The organism is Empedobacter falsenii, assembly GCF_019308355.1.
Classification (GTDB): Bacteria; Bacteroidota; Bacteroidia; order Flavobacteriales; family Weeksellaceae; genus Empedobacter; species Empedobacter falsenii_B.
Genome location: NZ_JAAGKM010000030.1, coordinates 1 through 18,819, shown reverse-complemented (window position 1 = coordinate 18,819; position 18,819 = coordinate 1). Strand labels below are relative to the sequence as shown.

General features: G+C 33.0%; 17 protein-coding genes. 13 read left to right on the top strand and 4 right to left on the bottom strand.

Translation table 11 applies throughout. From position 1 onward, the window contains the following. Window positions 1-5: 5 nt before the first annotated feature. The gene (locus G0Q09_RS11170; RefSeq protein WP_219034930.1) at window positions 6-2,147 is read right to left on the bottom strand and encodes a type IA DNA topoisomerase; all 2,142 of its coding nucleotides are present in this window, start codon (window positions 2,145-2,147) and stop codon (window positions 6-8) included. A gap of 323 nt (window positions 2,148-2,470) precedes the next feature. Here G0Q09_RS11170 and G0Q09_RS11165 point away from each other — a divergent pair, with 323 nt between their 5' ends. The 4 genes from G0Q09_RS11165 (at window position 2,471) to G0Q09_RS11150 (ending at window position 5,488) form a co-directional block, all read left to right on the top strand. After that, window positions 2,471-3,283 (top strand): MotA/TolQ/ExbB proton channel family protein, encoded by an 813-nt coding sequence (locus G0Q09_RS11165; RefSeq protein ID WP_038336866.1) that lies wholly within the window; start codon window positions 2,471-2,473, stop codon window positions 3,281-3,283. Window positions 3,284-3,371: 88 nt separating this feature from the next. After that, window positions 3,372-3,962, top strand: coding sequence for a biopolymer transporter ExbD (locus tag G0Q09_RS11160; protein ID WP_219034929.1), 591 nt, complete (start codon window positions 3,372-3,374; stop codon window positions 3,960-3,962). Window positions 3,963-3,980: 18 nt separating this feature from the next. Continuing rightward, window positions 3,981-4,508: an ExbD/TolR family protein gene (locus G0Q09_RS11155; RefSeq protein WP_038336863.1), complete on the top strand. Its 528-nt coding sequence runs from the start codon at window positions 3,981-3,983 to the stop codon at window positions 4,506-4,508. A 32-nt stretch (window positions 4,509-4,540) separates the two neighbouring features. Then, the gene (locus G0Q09_RS11150; protein WP_038336862.1) at window positions 4,541-5,488 is read left to right on the top strand and encodes a hypothetical protein; all 948 of its coding nucleotides are present in this window, start codon (window positions 4,541-4,543) and stop codon (window positions 5,486-5,488) included. A 175-nt stretch (window positions 5,489-5,663) separates the two neighbouring features. Here the strand turns inward: G0Q09_RS11150 and G0Q09_RS11145 are convergent, their stop codons facing one another. Further along, entirely contained in the window at window positions 5,664-6,731 is a 1,068-nt protein-coding gene (locus G0Q09_RS11145; protein ID WP_125350296.1) for a M20 family metallo-hydrolase, read from the bottom strand. Beyond that, complete coding sequence (gene argB / locus G0Q09_RS11140; protein ID WP_219034928.1) at window positions 6,725-7,492, bottom strand: acetylglutamate kinase; 768 nt, start codon at window positions 7,490-7,492, stop codon at window positions 6,725-6,727. The genes G0Q09_RS11145 and argB overlap by 7 nt, the downstream gene beginning before the upstream one ends. Window positions 7,493-7,743: 251 nt before the next feature. Between argB and G0Q09_RS11135 the strand changes: the two genes are divergently transcribed. From G0Q09_RS11135 to carB, 8 genes are all read left to right on the top strand, one after another. Next, window positions 7,744-8,322: a GNAT family N-acetyltransferase gene (locus tag G0Q09_RS11135; RefSeq protein WP_219034927.1), complete on the top strand. Its 579-nt coding sequence runs from the start codon at window positions 7,744-7,746 to the stop codon at window positions 8,320-8,322. Between the two features lie 70 nt (window positions 8,323-8,392). Continuing rightward, window positions 8,393-8,845 (top strand): arginine repressor, encoded by a 453-nt coding sequence (locus tag G0Q09_RS11130; RefSeq protein WP_038336857.1) that lies wholly within the window; start codon window positions 8,393-8,395, stop codon window positions 8,843-8,845. Window positions 8,846-8,852: 7 nt separating this feature from the next. Next, on the top strand, window positions 8,853-10,034 hold the full coding sequence (gene argG, locus G0Q09_RS11125) for an argininosuccinate synthase (protein ID WP_219034926.1): 1,182 nt from the start codon (window positions 8,853-8,855) through the stop codon (window positions 10,032-10,034). Between the two features lie 94 nt (window positions 10,035-10,128). Further along, window positions 10,129-11,115, top strand: a complete 987-nt coding sequence (gene argC, locus G0Q09_RS11120; RefSeq protein ID WP_219034925.1) for an N-acetyl-gamma-glutamyl-phosphate reductase — start codon at window positions 10,129-10,131, stop codon at window positions 11,113-11,115. Window positions 11,116-11,148: 33 nt separating this feature from the next. After that, complete coding sequence (locus G0Q09_RS11115) at window positions 11,149-11,508, top strand: four helix bundle protein (RefSeq protein ID WP_219034924.1); 360 nt, start codon at window positions 11,149-11,151, stop codon at window positions 11,506-11,508. 36 nt (window positions 11,509-11,544) lie between these two features. After that, window positions 11,545-12,681 carry an aspartate aminotransferase family protein gene (locus G0Q09_RS11110; protein WP_219034923.1) on the top strand — a complete coding sequence of 379 codons (1,137 nt, stop codon included), beginning with the start codon at window positions 11,545-11,547 and terminating at the stop codon, window positions 12,679-12,681. Beyond that, complete coding sequence (gene carA / locus G0Q09_RS11105) at window positions 12,674-13,762, top strand: glutamine-hydrolyzing carbamoyl-phosphate synthase small subunit (protein WP_219034922.1); 1,089 nt, start codon at window positions 12,674-12,676, stop codon at window positions 13,760-13,762. The genes G0Q09_RS11110 and carA overlap by 8 nt, the downstream gene beginning before the upstream one ends. An 11-nt stretch (window positions 13,763-13,773) precedes the next feature. Beyond that, window positions 13,774-17,004: a carbamoyl-phosphate synthase (glutamine-hydrolyzing) large subunit gene (carB, locus tag G0Q09_RS11100; RefSeq protein WP_219034921.1), complete on the top strand. Its 3,231-nt coding sequence runs from the start codon at window positions 13,774-13,776 to the stop codon at window positions 17,002-17,004. A 101-nt stretch (window positions 17,005-17,105) separates the two neighbouring features. Here the strand turns inward: carB and G0Q09_RS11095 are convergent, their stop codons facing one another. Beyond that, window positions 17,106-18,137, bottom strand: a complete 1,032-nt coding sequence (locus G0Q09_RS11095) for a DUF3667 domain-containing protein (RefSeq protein ID WP_219034920.1) — start codon at window positions 18,135-18,137, stop codon at window positions 17,106-17,108. Window positions 18,138-18,286: 149 nt separating this feature from the next. Here G0Q09_RS11095 and G0Q09_RS11090 point away from each other — a divergent pair, with 149 nt between their 5' ends. Beyond that, a complete protein-coding gene (locus G0Q09_RS11090; protein ID WP_219034919.1) occupies window positions 18,287-18,700 on the top strand; it encodes a hypothetical protein in 414 nt (137 codons plus the stop codon). The last annotated feature ends 119 nt before the right edge of the window (window positions 18,701-18,819 follow it).

The window sequence follows — 18,819 nt, the reverse complement described above, 5'->3', positions numbered from 1 at the left end:
TTTTTTTACATTTCTTCAAATTCTAAATCGAAATTCATTCCTAAAATAGCTTTACCAGTAACTTTTTCTCCATTTTCAGGATTGATTAAGCCAGCCATTTTTCCAGTTTTTTGTTTGGTTAACAAATCCAAAATTTGTTTATCAGTTAATTTTTTACCCATAAACTCGAACGGAATTTTGAATCCACATGCTGCAAAGTTTGCACAACCATAAGCGGCTTTTCCTTTGACTAATTTATGTGTTTTACATTTTGGACAAGTTGCATCTTCCAGATTAATTTCTTCTTTTGGTTTACGTTCCTTTTTAGGTTTTTCAGCTATTTGAACTGAATTCTGATGAGAAGCGATTGGTCTGAAGTAACTATTTTTTACATCAAATGTTAGTTTCGAAACCATTTCAATCAATTCTTGCTTAAATTGTTCTAATTCGTATTCACCTTTTTCAATCAAACGAAGTTTTCGTTCCCAAACACCAGTCAATTCAGGAGATTTTAATAATTCATCTTGAATGGTATCAATTAAATCAATACCCGTTTGTGTGGCGATAATATTACGTTTTTTCTTTTCTATGTATTTTCTACGAAACAAGGTTTCGATAATATTTGCACGCGTAGAAGGTCGACCAATTCCATTTTCTTTCATCAATTCGCGCATTTCTTCATCATCCACTTGTCGTCCAGCAGTTTCCATTCCGCGCAATAGAGTCGCTTCTGTATAATGTTTTGGCGGAGTTGTTTTTCCTTTGTGAATAAATGGTTCGTGAGGACCTTTTTCACCAATCTCAAAAATCGGCATTATTTTTTCCTCATCTTTTTCGTCTTCCTTTTTATCTTTTGCATAGACTTCACGCCAGCCTATTTCGAGAATTTGTTTTCCCGTAGCTTTAAAATTTATCGCAGAAAGTAGTCCATCTTTTCCTGTATTTTCAACTTTTCCTTCGACAGTTGTGTTGGCAACTTTACATTCTGGATAAAAAACAGCAATAAAACGTCGCGCAACCAAATCATAGATACGTTTTTCTTCGTTCGATAAACCTTGTGGAAAGATTTCGGTCGGAATAATAGCGTGGTGATCGGTTACTTTTGTGTTATCAAAAACTGCTTTCGACATCGGAATAGGTTGCGTCATCAAAGGAGCAATCAAATTTTGATAAGCGGTTAATTTATTCAAAATTCCAGGAACTTTTGGATAAATATCTTCCGATAAATATGTTGTATCAACACGAGGATAAGTCACAAATTTTTTCTCGTAAAGACTTTGTATATATTTTAAGGTATTTTCTGCCGAAAACGCATATTTTTTATTCGCTTCTACTTGTAAAGAAGTCAAATCGAATAGGCGAGGATTTTTTTCGCGTCCCTCTTTTACTTCGAAATCAATAATTTCAAATTCTCTATCTTTGATGAAATCTAAACCTTGTTTAGCTTTTTCTTCAGATTTTAAACGAGGAATTGTCGCATTAAATTCTACTTCTTTGAAAATCGTTTTTAATTCCCAATATTCATCAACTACAAAGGCATTTATTTCTTTTTGACGCTGAACAATCATTGCCAAAGTAGGTGTTTGCACACGACCAATAGAAAGAACTGTTTTTGGCGGCGCAAATTTTTTGGTAAACAATCGTGTAGCGTTCATTCCTAATAACCAATCGCCGATTGCACGTGCTTGCCCAGCAGAAAAAAGATTGAAATATTTTTCTCCATCTTTCAAGTTATCAAAACCTTCTTTAATCGCTTCTTCTGTTAATGAAGATATCCACAAACGCTTCATTGGTGCTTTTGCACGTGCTTTAAGTAAAACCCAACGTTGTATCAATTCTCCTTCTTGTCCGGCATCACCACAGTTTATTATCTCGTCGACTTGATCGTTTGTGACTAATTTTTCGATGATATGAAATTGTTTCGAGACACCTTTATCTGCAATTAATTTAATTCCGAAACTTTGCGGAATCATTGGCAAATAATTAAGATCCCAGCTTTTCCACTCGGGTGTATAATCTTGCGGTTCTTTTAATGTACACAAGTGTCCGAAAGTCCAAGTGACCTGAAATCCATTTCCTTCATAGTATCCATCGTGCTTTTGATTCGCACCAATTACTTTGGCGATATCTTTAGCAACACTAGGTTTTTCGGCAATACAAACTTTCATAGCATTTATAATTATTGAAGTGCAAAAGTCAAAATAATAATTTAATTCTTAAAAAAAAATATAAATATGTATAATTATTGAATAAATTTGCGATAGGTTATCTTTTGTGGGAAGGCTGATTTTAATAAAATTACACATTGTTTAATATTAGATATATTGTTTTGATTATTTTTTAATTGTCAAATCAGTAAAAAATTCTATTGATTTCAAGTAGATTGAAAATTTAATATGATAACAACGTAAAAAATTTAGAAGAATTAAAAAATTTTCACTTAATTTACACCCACATTAATAAAAATCATAATATTTAAAAGAATTAGTAAATGGAAAAGAATGTAACAGTACCAGCTAAAACTAAAAAGGGAGGTCTTAACCCTGTGATTACTATGATCATTTTAATTGCAATCGCAATGGGGATCTTCAAGTTTGTATTTGGAGCAGAAGGTAATTTCGAAGGAGGAGATGTAGAAAAAGGTAATCCTTTAAACTTTTTAGGAATTATTCATAAAGGAGGGGTGATTATTCCATTCTTAATGTCTTTCTTCTTTATGGTAATCGTTTTCTCAATTGACCGTGTTATCGCTTTAAATAAAGCAAAAGGAACTGGATCTGCTGAGAAGTTTGTAAATGACATTCGTGCTTTATTAAACAAAAATGAAGTTAACAAAGCAATCGAATTATGTGACAAACAAAAAGGAGCTGTAGGTAACGTAGTTAAAGAAGGTTTAACAACTTACAAAGCTTTAGAAAACGACACAACGTTAAACAAAGAGCAAAAATTAGCTCAATTAGGTAAAACGTTAGAAGAAGCGACTACATTAGAAATGCCAACGTTAGAGAAAAACATGACTATTATCTCTACAATTGCTTCTGTAGGTACGTTAATTGCCTTAATGGGTACAGTAATCGGGATGATTAAAGCATTCTTCGCATTAGGTGAAGGAGGAGGATCTCCAGATGCAGCTCAATTATCAGTAGGTATTGCCGAAGCCTTAATTAATACAGGTATGGGTATTGGTGCTTCTGCATTCGCTATTATTATGTATGCTTTCTTAACTTCTAAAATTGATGATTTAACATTCAAAATTGACGAAGTAGGAATGAGTATCCAACAATCTTTCTCTGCTCACAATTAATATTCAATTGACGAAGCCTTAGAAGGATAGTATAAGGACAAAATCAAACAACAAACAATTTAGAATATTAATTAATAATACAGAGAAAATGGCAAGAGTAAAACCAAAAAGAAGAGGTCCTTCGATGGACTTAACAGCTATGTCTGACATGGCTTGGCTTTTGTTAACTTTCTTTATTTTGACATCTAACTTTAGAGAACCTGAAGTTGTTCCTGTCGTAACACCAACATCTGTTTCGAACCAAAAAATGGCTTCAGAAAACATGATGATCATTAAAATTGATGGTGAAGGTAAGTTCTTATTCGGATTAGAAGAAAAGGATCGTATCGCAACATTAGAGAGAATGGGTGATAAGTACGGAGTAAAGTTTACAGATGCTGAAAAGAATGCATTCAAAAGCATAGTAGAGTTTGGTGTACCAATGAAAGAGATGAGAAATTATTTGAATCAGCCTGCTGATAAACAACAAAAATATCATCCTGGTATTCCATTAGATACAATACCTGAAAAGAACCAAGAGTTAATTGATTGGGTATTTGAAGCAAAAGAAGTGAACCCAGATGTTTTCTTAGCAATTAAAGGTGATCAAAAATCTGAATATAAACAATTCAAGAATTTGATTCAACAATTGCAAATGAAAAATATGAATAAGTTCCAGTTAATTACATCTCAAGAATAATTATTAAGAAATTAGAAAATGGCACAAATAGAAAGTCACGATGACGGTGGCGGAAAGAAAGTCCGTTCCAAAAAGAATTCGACGAAAGTCGATATGGCTCCTTTGGTTGATTTAGGTTTCTTATTAATTACTTTCTTTATGTTTGCGGCGACATCGATCAAACCAAATGTAATGAACTTGAATATGCCTCCAAAAATTGACAAATTAGATCCAACTGATAAACCAGAAATAAAATTGAATAATTCTATATCAATTTTAATTGGAAAGGATAATAAGTTATTTTGGCATCAACAAGATCAGGCAGGATTAAACGGAGGAACTCTAAATGAAACTGACTACTCTAAAATTCGTGATGTTATTACAGCAGCACAAGGTAGAGCAGATAAAGATAAGTTTACTGTAATTATCAAACCTATGGATGATGCTACGTATGATAATTTAGTAACTATCTTAGATGAAATGGAAATTACAAAGTCTACTCGTTACGGAATCGTACCTGTTGCACCTTTTGAACAAAAAGTGTTCGACGAAAAAGTAGGTAAATAATTAGTTTAATTGTTAAATTTAAAAGAATTAAAATGTCAGAAAATAACAACAAACTAAAATCCTTAGACGAGATTGTATTTGAAGGTAGAAATAAAGCGTATGGAGCTTATGACATGAGAATGTCTGAGAAGAGTACATTATTGAAAGCTTTCATTCGTGGATTTATAGTAATTGCGATTTTAGCTTTTGGTCTTATTGCTTCTGCAACAGGTTTGTTTGAAAGTAAAAAGTCAGAAGACGTAGTCGTAGATGTTCAGCTTGAGGATTTGAATATTCCTGAGCCTCCAAAAGAGGAAGAAGTGGTTGAACCAGAGCCACCAAAGCCAGAGCCAGAACAAAGATATCAAGAAGAAACAGCTCAGGTTAGAGTGGTTATGCCAGAACCTAAAGCTCAGCCTAAAAAAGAAGAGCCTATTGTCGAAGTAAAGGAAATGGCCGATAAAGATTTAGGTTTAGTAGATAGAGAAGGGCCAAAATCAACAACACAAACTGGAGGTGCTAATGAAGTAAATACTAAAAAAGAAGCACCAAAGGATACACCAAGTACTCCTAATCCAGGGAAAGGTACAGAACCTGCAGCTCCATCTACAGTAACTGCTCGTACAGCGGCTGTAATGGCGGTATATCCTGGTTGTGAGAAAGATGCTGCAAAAGGTAAACAAGCTGCAACAGACTGTTTATCTAAAAAGTTATCACAAGATTTACAAGACGAGTTGCAAGATTTTGCGAATGACGCTGCTGGTCAAGGTTTATCTGGTGTAGTAGCTGCTAAACTTTCTTTCCAAATTGACACTGAAGGTAGAATCGTTGGAATTTCTCCAATGGGTGATGCTAAGTTAGGTCCTGAAGCTAAAAAAGCTTTAGAGCGTATTACACAACGTCAACAAAAAAGAGGGAAAACGATCAAACCTGCTCAAACAGAAGATGGTCGTGCTGCGAAGTTGAATTTCAACATTCCAGTTAAAATGCAAATTGAGTAAGACTTAATTTCATATATAAAAAAAGAGGCTAAAATTAATTAGCCTCTTTTTTTGTGTTTAATTTTTAGAACATATCTTTATGTTTTGCAGGTTTTAATTATCAGTTTTGATAAAATTAAAAAGCATCTTCAATTGTATGAAGATGCTTTTTCGATTATAAGAGTTTATTCTTAATTTAAAACGTAAAATCTTTTAATAAACTTGTATATCGTTCAATTCCATGTTCTATTTCGGATAAATAAATATATTCGTCTGGTGTATGAGAACGAGCTGAATCTCCAGGTCCCATTTTTACCGTTTCGAAATTCATCATTGCTTGATCCGACATTGTTGGCGAACCATATGTTGTACAACCTAATTCGATTCCTTTTTGTACAATTGGATGATTTTCTGAAATACGTGAAGAATTTAAACGCAACGAACGTGCTTTAATTTCTGCTTTTGGTAAACAACTCGAAATAATATCAACGACTTCTTGATTTGAGTACAATTCGTTTACACGACAATCTACAACCAAACGACATTCATCTGGCACAACATTGTGTTGCTTTCCTGCTTCAATTTGTGTAACCGTCATTTTAACTGGTCCTAACATATCCGAAACTCTTTCGAATTGATACGTTTTGAACCAATTCATCACATCAATCGCTTCGTAAATTGCATTTACACCTTCGTTTCTTGCAGCATGTCCAGTTTTTCCTTTTACAATTACGTCCATTACAACCAAACCACGTTCTGCAATTGCCATGTCCATTTGCGTAGGTTCTCCTACAATTCCCAAATCGATTTTTGGTAAATTAGGTAAAATACTTGCAACATTTAATTGCCCTGAACTTTCTTCTTCAGCTGTGATTGCGACAATTAGATTAAATGGTAAATCATCATTCAAAAAATTGATATAAGTGGCTAATAAACTTACCGCAGAAGCTCCTGCATCGTTACTTCCTAAACCTACTAATTTATCACCTTCGATTGTAGCTTTTAATGGATCATATGTCCAAGAAGAGCCAAATTTTACAGTGTCGTGATGAGAGTTTAATAAAATTGTTTTTTTGTTCTCATCAAAATTTGGATGAATACTCCAAACATTGTTATTCTGACGATGAGCCGTAGCACCATGATCAGTTAAAAACTTGAAAATAATATCGGCCGTTTTATCTTCTTCGCTCGAAAAAGATTGAGTTTCGATTAATTGACACAACAAATCGACAGCTTTCTTTTTGAGAACAGTTAATTCTAACATAAAATTGTTTTAATCTCTGAGTTAATGTTGCGCGCGTGCACCAAACATACATTTTTTACACCCGCATTGATTACTTTGAATGAATTGTCTAATTTTGGAATCATTCCTTCGAAAATTACACCTTCTTCTTTTAACTGCAAATATAAAGTTTCGTTAATTTTTGGAATCAATGTTGTGTCATCATTTACATCACGAAGTACGCCAATTCTATCAAAACAGAAATTTAATTCTACTTCATTTTCTTGTGACATAGCAACCGCAATTGTAGAGGCAATAGTATCTGCATTAGTATTCAACAATTGTCCATTTCCATCATGTGTAATCGCACAAACTACTGGTGTGATATTGTTATCAATTAATAATTGAAATAATTCTTTGTTGACGCTTTTATCATTCAAATCTCCAACAAAACCATAATCAATAGTTTTTACAGGACGCTTAGAACCTTTGATTGCATTACCATCTGCACCCGATAAACCTAATGCATTGCATCCAAATTCTTGCAATTTAGAAACGATAGATTTGTTCAAATTTCCAGCATATAATCCTGTCACAACATCCAATGTTGGTTTGTCTGTGATGCGACGACCTTCGATCATTTTAGGCTCGATTCCCAATTGATTTAACATCTTCGAAGCACCTTTTCCTCCACCATGAACCAAAATTTTTGGTTCTTTAATTTCGGAAAACGTTTGTAGGAATTGCTCTAAGTCTTGCTCGTTATCGATAATTCCGCCTCCTATTTTAATAATTTTCAACATTTTAATAAATATGTAAATTTTGTTTGCTTTTTTTTGGTGATACAAAAATATAATATTTAACTTTGCATCTCAGTATAATAACTGAATATCTTGTTGATTAATGGAAGAAATTACTGAAATTGTTCTTCTCAATTATGAGAGTAGCTTTCGCAATGAAAGCACACCTTTTGGTTCTCATATTTTACTTAAGTGTGATGACAAAAGGTCATCTTTTCTCAATTCCTCTTTATTAATCGACTTTCCCTTAAATTATGTATGTTAGAATAGCAAATGCAGATGATGCCAAGTACACAGAATTGTTGTGCGAATGGTACGAAGAATCAGCTCGTATGAGAAAAACGGGTATTGCTAAACGAAATCCAGTTTATCTTGAACGCAAAATGCGTAATGGAAATGCTGTGATTGCTTTTGATGATGATGATCAAATAGCAGGGTTTAGCTACATAGAAACGTACGAAGAAGAAAAATTCGTCGTAAACTCAGGTTTAATTGTTCGTACAGATTTAAGGAGTTCAGGAATTGGACGCGAAATAAAACATGCTGTTTTTGAATTGTCACGTACAAAATTCCCGAAATCAAAAATCTTTAGTATTACAACTTCTTTAGCTGTAATGCGTATGAACACAAAATTAGGATACAAGCCAGTAACATTTTCGGAATTAACACAATCGGATGAATTTTGGAATGGATGTAAAAGTTGTAAAAACTATCACATCTTGATGGAAAATGATCGCGAGCGTTGTATTTGTACAGGATTGGTTTATGATAACCTTGATGACGAGTACGCTAAGCGCGCATTGGCAAATCAATCAAAAAAAGAAAATGAATAAATATACGAACTAAGGTTTTTTTTTGTCTAAAATGAGTATATTTGCATAAAATTTCGAATAAATATTCAAAATGAGTAATAAAAAATACAGATTCCAGATTATAAAAGATTTAATAACAGATCAAGAAATAAGTAATCAAGACGAATTATTAAAAAAATTAATCGATTTAGATATCTCCGTTACTCAAGCAACTTTATCGAGAGATTTGCGCGAATTGAAAGTTTCAAAAGTTCCTAATAGTTCGGGACAATACATTTATCGCCTTACAGAAAGTGCTGTTCCAACGGCAACTGTTACACATAACGAAAATGCAAGTTTGATTTTCTCTAAAAATTTGGGAGTTATCAAAACAAAACCAGGTTATGCAAACAGAATCGCTTTTGAGATTGACAACACACATTTCAATACCATAATTGGAACAATAGCTGGAGACGATACAGTATTAATCGTAATGAAAGAAGAGAGTAGCCGAGAAGAGGTTACCAATGAATTAAGAAGAATTATTCCCAATATAAACAAATAAACAAACAATGAGCAACAAAGCAGTTTTAGCTTACAGTGGAGGTTTAGATACATCGTACTGTTTGGTTAACTTAACAAAAGATCAAGGAATGGAAGTGCATACAGTAATTGTAAATACTGGTGGATTTTCTGCAGAAGAGTTAAAAGATATCGAAGCACGTGCCTACGAATTAGGATCTTCTAAACACGTTACAATTGATATTACAGATAAATATTACAACGATTGTGTTCGCTACTTAATCTACGGAAACATCTTGAAAAATAACACTTATCCATTATCAGTAAGTGCAGAACGTATGTTTCAATCAATTGCAATTGCTCAGTATGCAAAAGATGTAGATGCAGAATACATTGTACATGGATCTACAGGAGCAGGAAACGATCAAATTCGTTTTGATGTTGCTTTTGCAGTTATCTCACCACAATCTAAAATTATCACACCAATTCGCGACGAAAAATTATCTCGTCAACAAGAGGTAGAATATTTACAAGCAAATGGTGTAAACTATAGTTGGGAAAAAGCTAAATACTCTATTAACAGAGGAATTTGGGGAACATCTGTTGGTGGAGTAGAAACATTAACATCTAACCAAGCGTTGCCAGAAGAAGCTTATCCAACACAATTATCAAGAACAGAACCATCTGTTATCGAAATTGAATTTGAGAAAGGTATTCCAGTAGGTTTAGATGGAAAAAAATTATCTCCAGTAGCTTTAATTCAAAAATTAAACGAAATCGGTGGTGAATATGCAATTGGTCGCGATATTCACGTAGGAGATACAATTTTAGGTATCAAAGGACGTGTAGGTTTCGAAGCGCCAGCAGCTTATTTATTAATCAAAGCACACCACTTATTAGAAAAACATACACTTACAAGATGGCAATTGTTGCACAAAGATTCGTTATCAAACTGGTACGGAACTTTATTGCACGAAGCACAATACTTAGATCCAGTAATGCGTGATATCGAAGCATTCTTAGAATCTTCTCAAAATCATGTAACAGGAAAAGTGAAAGTACAATTAAATCCTTATCATTTCTCAATGATTGGAATCGAATCGCCTTATGATATGATGCAATCTAAAGTCGCTACTTATGGAGAAGAAAACGAAGCTTGGGACAGTAGAGATGCAAGAGGTTTCATCAAAATATTCGGTAATCAATTAAAGATTGTTCATAGTTTCGATTAATTGATTCTTTAAAGTGGATTCCAACGAGTCCACTTTATTTTAGAAATATAGTAGAGGTATTATACCTTAAAAAAACACGCGCAAAACATAACAAATGACAAACAAAATTAACGTAAGCATTGTAGGAGGTGCTGGCTACACAGCAGGCGAACTGCTAAGAATATTGATACATCACCCGATGATTAATATTTCGTCTGTGTACAGTACATCAAATGCAGGCAACCCCGTTACCAAAGTGCACGACGATTTGTTTGGAGAAACTGACATCGTATTTTCGGATAAAATAGACGAAAATGCTGATGTCGTTTTTTTATGCCTTGGTCACGGAAAATCGGCAGAGTTTTTACAAAACAATAAATACTCAGCCAACACAAAAATTATTGATTTGAGCAACGATTTTCGATTAAATGCGAACCACATTTTCGAAGATAGAACGTTTGTTTACGGTTTACCAGAATTAGACCGCGAAGCAATCAAAACAGCTCAAAATATTGCAAATCCAGGTTGTTTTGCAACAGCTATTCAGTTAGCATTGTTACCATTGGCAGCGAAGAATGAAATCAAAAATGATATTCACATCAATGCTGTAACGGGTTCTACAGGTGCCGGACAAAGTTTATCTGCTTCTACGCACTTTAGTTGGCGAAATAATAATGTTTCTTTCTACAAAGAATTTACGCATCAACACGAGGGAGAAATTTACCAAACATTGAATCAATTAGAAAAAGATTTCAATAACAAAGTATATTTCTTACCAATGCGAGGAGATTTTGCGCGCGGAATTTTAGCAGGTGTTTATTTAAAATCTGATTTATCAGAAGAAGAAGCAAAAAATATCTTCAACGAATATTACAAAAACGAACCTTTTACACATGTTTCTGACGCACCAATTGCATTGAAACAAGTCGTAAATACCAACAAATGTTTTTTACATATCCAGAAACAAGACGATGTATTGTTAATCACTTCTATCATCGATAATCTAACAAAAGGAGCTTCTGGACAAGCCGTAGAAAACATGAACTTGATGTTCGGTTGGGAAGAAAACTTAGGACTTAATCTTAAAACGGTGGCGTTTTAAAAAGTTGTGAGTATTGAGTTATAAGTTTTGAGTATGCAAGATTATAGAAAATTACAAGTTTGGAATCGTTCACATCTCTTGGTTTTAGATTTATATAAAATTGTAAATCAATTTCCAAAAGAAGAACAATTTGGATTAATTTCTCAAATTAAAAGAGCATCATCTTCTATACCAGCAAATATTGCAGAAGGTTGTGGAAGAAACTCAAATAAAGACTTTGCTCAATTTTTAAATATTTCTTTAGGCTCTTTGAATGAAGTCACATATTTTATTTTGCTAGCTAAAGATTTGAATTATATAAATATTGAAGAATATTCAAAATTAACAGATGAGTGTAATGAAATTAAAGCAATGCTAATTGGATTAATAAATAAAATTAGAACAATAGCTTAACTCATTACTCAAAACTCATCACTTAAAACTTATTAAATGAAACTATTCGACGTATATCCATTAATGAATGTAACTCCGGTTAAAGCTAAAGATTGTATTCTTTGGGACGAAAACGGAAAAGAATATTTAGACCTTTATGGAGGTCACGCAGTGATTTCTATCGGTCACTCTCATCCATATTATGTTGAGAAATTAACAGAACAAATTAATAATATCGGGTTTTATTCAAACTCAGTTAATATTCCGATTCAGCAAGAATTAGCAGAAAAATTAGGTAAAGCATCAGGTTATGAAGATTATACTTTATTCTTAATCAACTCTGGAGCAGAAGCCAACGAAAATGCAGTAAAATTAGCGTCTTTTCATACAGGAAAAGATCGTGTAATTGCGTTCAAAGATGCGTTTCATGGACGTACTTCTGGAACAGTTGCGCTAACAGATAATCCAAAAATTGTTGCGCCTTATAATGCTCATCACAAAGTATCTTTCGTAGAATATAATATTGATGAAGTGAAAGAAGTAATCGCTGGAGGAGATGTTGCTGCAGTAATTTACGAACCAATTCAAGGAGTTGGAGGAATCATTTTACCTTCTGACGAATTTGTACAAGAATTAAGAAAAGTATGTACAGAAAACGGAGTGGTTTTAATCGCAGATGAAATTCAATGCGGTTATGGACGCTCTGGGAAATTCTTTGCGCATCAACATTCAGGGATCAAAGCAGATTTGATTACAATGGCAAAAGGAATGGGGAATGGATTTCCAATCGGTGGAGTTTTAATCTCTCCAGAATTTAAAGCTTCTTACGGATTATTAGGAACTACTTTCGGAGGAAATCATTTAGCTTGTGCTGCTGCAGTAGCCGTTTTAGATGTGATTGAGCAAGAAAATTTAATCGAAAATGCAAAAAAAATTGGAGAGTATGTTGGAATCCAATTAAATAAATTTCCAAAAATTAAAGAAGTTCGTGGACGTGGTTCAATGATTGGTATCGAGTTTGATTTCCCAATCGGCGAATTAAAAAACAACTTAGTTACAAAACACAATATTTTTGTAGGCTACGCTGGTACAAACGTTATTCGTTTATTGCCACCTTTAACAGTAACAAAACAATACATAGATAAATTCATATCAGCTTTAGAAACTGAAATTAACATTATCATCAATGGATAAGACAGTAAAATTAGTATTCCAAGACGGATTAGAAATCGAAGGAAAATCTTTCGGTGCGTATACTTCTGCCGCAGGAGAAGTAGTATTCAACACAGCTTTGGTTGGATATAATGAAAGTTTGACTGACCCTTCTTACAAAGGGCAGATTATGGTGATGACAGCTCCAATGATCGGTAACTACGGTGTTCCTGATGATAAAGCAATGATTAATGAAATTGAAGCTTGGATGGAATCGAACCAAATTCAAGTAACAGGATTGGTTGTTTCTTATTATGCTGATGATTATTCGCATTGGAACGCTATTCAAAAATTAGGAACTTGGTTAGAAAGTCAAAACATTCCTGGTATTTATGGAGTTGATACACGTATGATTACAAAAAAATTACGTGAGCAAGGTTCTACTTTAGGAAAAATTGTTGCTGATACAGATGTTGCATATTACGATCCAAACGAAGATAATTTAGTAGATCAAGTTTCTTGTAAAGAAGTGATTCGTTACAACGAAGGTGCTGATATCAAAATTGTTTTGATTGATTGTGGAGTGAAAAATAACATCATCCGTTGTTTTGTAAATCGTGATGTTGAGGTAATTCGAGTTCCTTGGGATTATGATTATTCAACATTAGAATATGATGGATTATTTATCTCGAATGGGCCTGGTGATCCAGCTTTATGTATTCCTACGATTAATAATATCAAAGAATCTTTGAAAGGAGATAAACCAATTTTCGGAATTTGTTTAGGAAATCAATTGGTAAGTTTAGCAGCTGGTGCATCTACTTTTAAATTAAAATACGGACACCGTTCGCATAATCAACCTGTACAATTAGTAGGAACAAAAAGATGTTTCATTACATCTCAAAACCACGGTTTCGCAGTTGATGATTCGAAATTACCAGAAGGATTTAAAACATTCTTTACGAACTTAAATGATGGAACATGTGAAGGAATTCGTCACGAATCAAAACCAATTTTTACAGTTCAATTCCACCCAGAAGCAATGGGAGGACCAGTTGATACAGAATATTTATTTGATGAGTTCATCGAAGAAGTAAAAAAATATAAAAACGCTAACGCATAATCAGAATCACGATGTTAAAAAAAGATATTAAAAAAGTATTAGTATTAGGATCAGGAGCATTAAAAATTGGTCAAGCTGGTGAGTTTGATTATTCTGGTTCGCAAGCGTTAAAAGCGTTAAAAGAAGAAGGAATTAAAACAGTTTTAATTAATCCAAATATTGCAACTGTTCAAACTTCTGAAGGAATTGCAGACGAAGTTTACTTCTTACCTGTAACGCCTTACTTTGTGGAAGAAGTCATTAAAAAAGAAAAACCAGACGGAGTTTTAGTTGCCTTTGGAGGACAAACAGCTTTAAACTGTGCGGTTGAATTAAATAAAGAAAATATATTCGAGAAATATGGTGTTGAGGTTTTAGGAACTCAAATTCCAGTAATTGAAGCAACGGAAGATCGTGATATTTTCATCGAAAAATTAGACCAAATTGGTGTTTTAACTGCTCGTTCAGAAGCAGTAGAAACTGTAGAAGACGCAATGGCAGCTGGTAAACGCATCGGTTTCCCATTAATCATTCGTGCGGCGTACGCTTTAGGAGGTTTAGGTTCTGGTTTCGCAAATAACGAAGAAGAATTATTAGATTTAGTTGAAAAAGCATTCAATTATTCTTCTCAAGTTTTAGTGGAAGAGTCATTAAAAGGATGGAAAGAAATTGAGTACGAAGTAGTTCGTGATTCTTACGATAACTGTATCACAGTTTGTAACATGGAGAACTTCGATCCTATTGGTGTTCACACAGGAGAGTCAATCGTTATTGCACCTTCTCAAACTTTATCAAATTCAGAATATCATAAATTACGTGAAGTTGCCATTCGCACAATTCGCCATCTTGGTGTAGTTGGAGAATGTAACATTCAATATGCTTTCGATACTGTTTCAGAAGAATATCGTGTAATCGAAGTTAACGCTCGCTTATCTCGTTCGTCAGCTTTGGCGTCAAAAGCAACAGGTTATCCTTTAGCTTTCGTGGCTGCTAAATTAGCTTTAGGTTATTCTTTAGATGAGTTGAAAAATAGTGTAACGCAAACGACATCTGCGATGTTCGAACCTGCGTTAGATTATTGTGTAGTGAAATTGCCTCGTTGGGATTTAAATAAATTCTACGGTGTTCGTCGTAACATTGGTTCTGCAATGAAATCTGTTGGAGAAGTTATGGCTGTTGGACGTTCTTTCGAAGAAGCAATTCAGAAAGGAGTTCGTATGTTAGACATCGGACACAGAGGTTTTGTAGCAAACGGATTTAAGATTCCAGAAGGAGAATCGTTGGATACGTGGTTAGCTGAGCCAAATGACGAGCGTTTATATGCCATCACAGAAGCTTTTAAAGCTGGATACTCAATCGAGAAAATCCACGATTTAACGAAAATCGACTTATGGTTCTTACAACGTTTAGAAAGAATTTTTAATGTATCAAAAGAATTTGAAGCGTTAGAAAGATTTGAACAAGTTGAAGCAGATTTAGTAAAACGTGCAAAATTATTAGGATTCTCGGATCAACAAATTGCAGTTTTAGTAAAAGGAGATCAAAACGTACACAGAAACGAATTAACAGTTCGTGAATTACGTAAAAACTTCGGAATTAAACCTGTTGTAAAACAAATTGATACGTTAGCAGCAGAATTCCCAGCACAAACAAATTATTTATATGTAACCTATCACGGAACTGAAAATGATTTGGAGCCAGAAACTGAGAAAGCAGTTTGTATTTTAGGATCTGGAGTTTATCGTATTGGTTCGTCTGTAGAGTTTGACTGGTGTTCTGTAAATGCAGCGCATACAGCATCAAAAAATGGTTACAAAACAATTATCATCAACTATAATCCAGAAACGGTTTCGACAGATTATGATGAGTCAGATCGTTTATACTTCGAAGAATTGTCTTTTGAACGTGTAATGGATATTTTAGATTTTGAACAACCTAAAGGAACAATTATTTCGACAGGAGGTCAAATTCCAAATAACTTAGCGATGAAATTGTACGATCAATCAATTAATATTTTAGGAACTTCTCCTTTAAGAATTGATGATGCAGAAAATCGTCACAAATTCTCAGAAATATTAGATGAATTAGGAATCGATCAACCACGTTGGAAAGAGCTTTCTTCTTTAGAAGCGATTCACAAATTTGTGGAAGAAGTTAATTTCCCAGTGTTAATTCGTCCTTCTTATGTCTTATCTGGAGCTGCGATGAACGTAGTTTCGAATACACATGAGCTAGATGCTTTCTTGAAATTAGCGAAAGAAGTTTCTCCAGATTATCCAGTTGTAGTTTCTGAATTCGTACAAGGAGCAAAAGAAATTGAGTTGGATGCAGTTTGTCAAAATGGAGAAATTGTAGATTACGCAGTTTCTGAACACGTAGAATTTGCGGGAGTTCACTCAGGAGATGCAACAATGTATTATCCACCACAAAAAGTGTACATCGAAACAATTCGTCAAATGCGTAAAGTTGCAGCGAAAATTGCAAAACGTTTCGAAATTTCTGGACCAATGAACATTCAGTTTTTATCAAAAAATAATACAGTTCGTGTTATCGAAACTAATATTCGTGCTTCTCGTTCGTTTCCATTCGTATCGAAAGTTGCAGGAAATAATTTAATCGAAAAAGCAACAAAAGTTTTATTAGGATTAGAAGTAGAAAAAGGACATTCAGAAGTCGTTTACGATTTAGATTATGTAGGAGTGAAAGCTTCTCAGTTCTCATTTACACGTTTAGCAGGAGCTGACCCAGTTTTATCAGTTGACATGTCTTCGACAGGAGAAGTAGGGTGTATCGGTGATACAGCAGAAGAAGCTTTATTAAAATCAATGTTATCTGTTGGATATGAAATTCCAGAGAAAACAGTTTTAATTTCTGGTGGTCCAATTGCTTCTAAAGTTGCTTTATTAGAGCCTGCGAAACAATTAATCGCAAAAGGTTACAAAATTTATGCAACAGAAGGAACGCACAAATTCTTTACAGAAAATGATGTGTATTCTACACTTGTATACTGGCCTTCTGATAAAAAAGAGCCAAATGTAATGTCTTATTTACATGACAAGAAAATTGATATGGTGATCAACATTCCGAAAAACTTAACAAAAGCGGAATTAGACAATGATTATCAAATTCGTCGTACAGCAGTAGATTTCAATATTCCGTTGGTAACAAATGCACGTTTAGCTTCGGCTTTCATCAATGCATTTACAAAATTATCGATGGATGATTTAAAAATCAAAACTTGGAACGAATACCGTAATAAATAGAAATTAGAATCTAGATATTAGAAATTAGAAAGCCTCGCAAATGCGAGGCTTTTTTTATGTTTTTTTTGAATTTGTAATTCCGAGGTATCGAGAAATCTTTATTAAACATGAAGAAATGAATACACAATAATTCCAATAACAATTATTGAGAAAATAAACGTATTAATTCCTAAAAGTATAGCACCTTTAATTGTTGTAATGATAAATCCTTGGTTATAGAGTTTTTTCAGCGCAAGGAAAAAGTAAACAATAAGATATAAAACAATCAATGTATTAATTAAAGCTATTATGGCTGATACAGCATTACTATCAATATAATCTGAAAGTTTATTCAAAAGAAAATAAACTAAAATAGATAAAAGAATTACCGTAAAATAATGCAGTGTAAAAATTCCGTGATCAAAATACCACCATTTCTTTTTGTTGTAAAAAATCCATAAGAAGAAAGCAAACAAAGGCATGTACATAAACAAAACTTTCGGAATGACATGTAAAGATTTTTCGGTAATAGCTTCTCCTAATTGTTCATTCGAGATTTTATTATGTTTTATTTCTTGGTATTTTTTTATCAATGGATGAAATAGTGGAGCTTCTTCTTTCACACCTTTTTCGATATCAGAAATTGTTTCGGTACTTAAATCATCCAAAGAATTAATATCAACATTTTTGGAGTAAGCATCCTTAATCTTTTCATTTTGTTTTTGCGTCATAAAACCTTTACTTTTCAACGAATCTAATGCTGAATTGAAAGATTTTTCTTTATCCAAATTTTCGATAATTGGTTTTTCTTCAACTTTTTCTTTTATAATATGATTTTTTGAAGGAAAAATTGAGATAATAAAAAACGTTACAAAACTGACAAAAATGTACATTTTTACAGGATTAACAGAACTATTTCGTTTACCACTCAAATATTCTTTGGTTAAAACTCCTGGTTTCAAAAATAGTTTTTTGATCGTTTGCCAAAAACTTCCATCGTAATGAACAAAATCTTCGATAAAGTGAGTAAATAAAAAGTGAAACGGTTGACGTGTTTCTACATTTTCTTGTCCGCAATGCGTGCAATAATGCTCTTCAACGTAATGTCCACAATTTTGGCAATTATGATCTTCTCTTAGTTTTCCGTGACTCATGTGTTAATTAAATAGTTATAAAGCTATAAAAAGATTATTTATTTTGAAAAACACACGTTTGAAAAAATTGAAATTATTTTAAAATTTAGAATGAAATTTATTAAGTATACAGAATATTGTATTTTAGTAGAAATCTATTAGGAAATTTTATGTTTAAATCTTTACAGCTTAAAACTGATGTAACAAAACAATATCAAACAGAATGCGAGGAAAATAATTTGAATAATCTTTCTAAAATTAACATTTTTATCGGACCTAATAATTCTGGAAAAAGTCGTTTTTTGAGAGATTTGTTCTCAATTGAAGAAATCAGATATAATCTAATTCAATTAAAATTAATTGAGTTAAGCGAAATTTATGATGAAGTATCAATTAATATAAAAAATCTGAAGATAAATTATCCATATGAAGTTGATAATAGGCTTAATGTAGATAATTTTTATATTAAAGATGAATATGATAAAGAAGAATTAGTGATTTTGTTCGATGAATACAATAAAATTGATTTAAATAAACAATATTCAAGTTATCATGGAATTAATAAAGATATATATAACCCGTAGTGCATTTGTATTAGCTTGTATATAAAAGTTGTACAAGCTACTAAAAAGCAGTAAATTGTAGTTACTACACACACAATTCAATGCACAACTTTAAAGCAAATTACGATAAAATTTTAGAA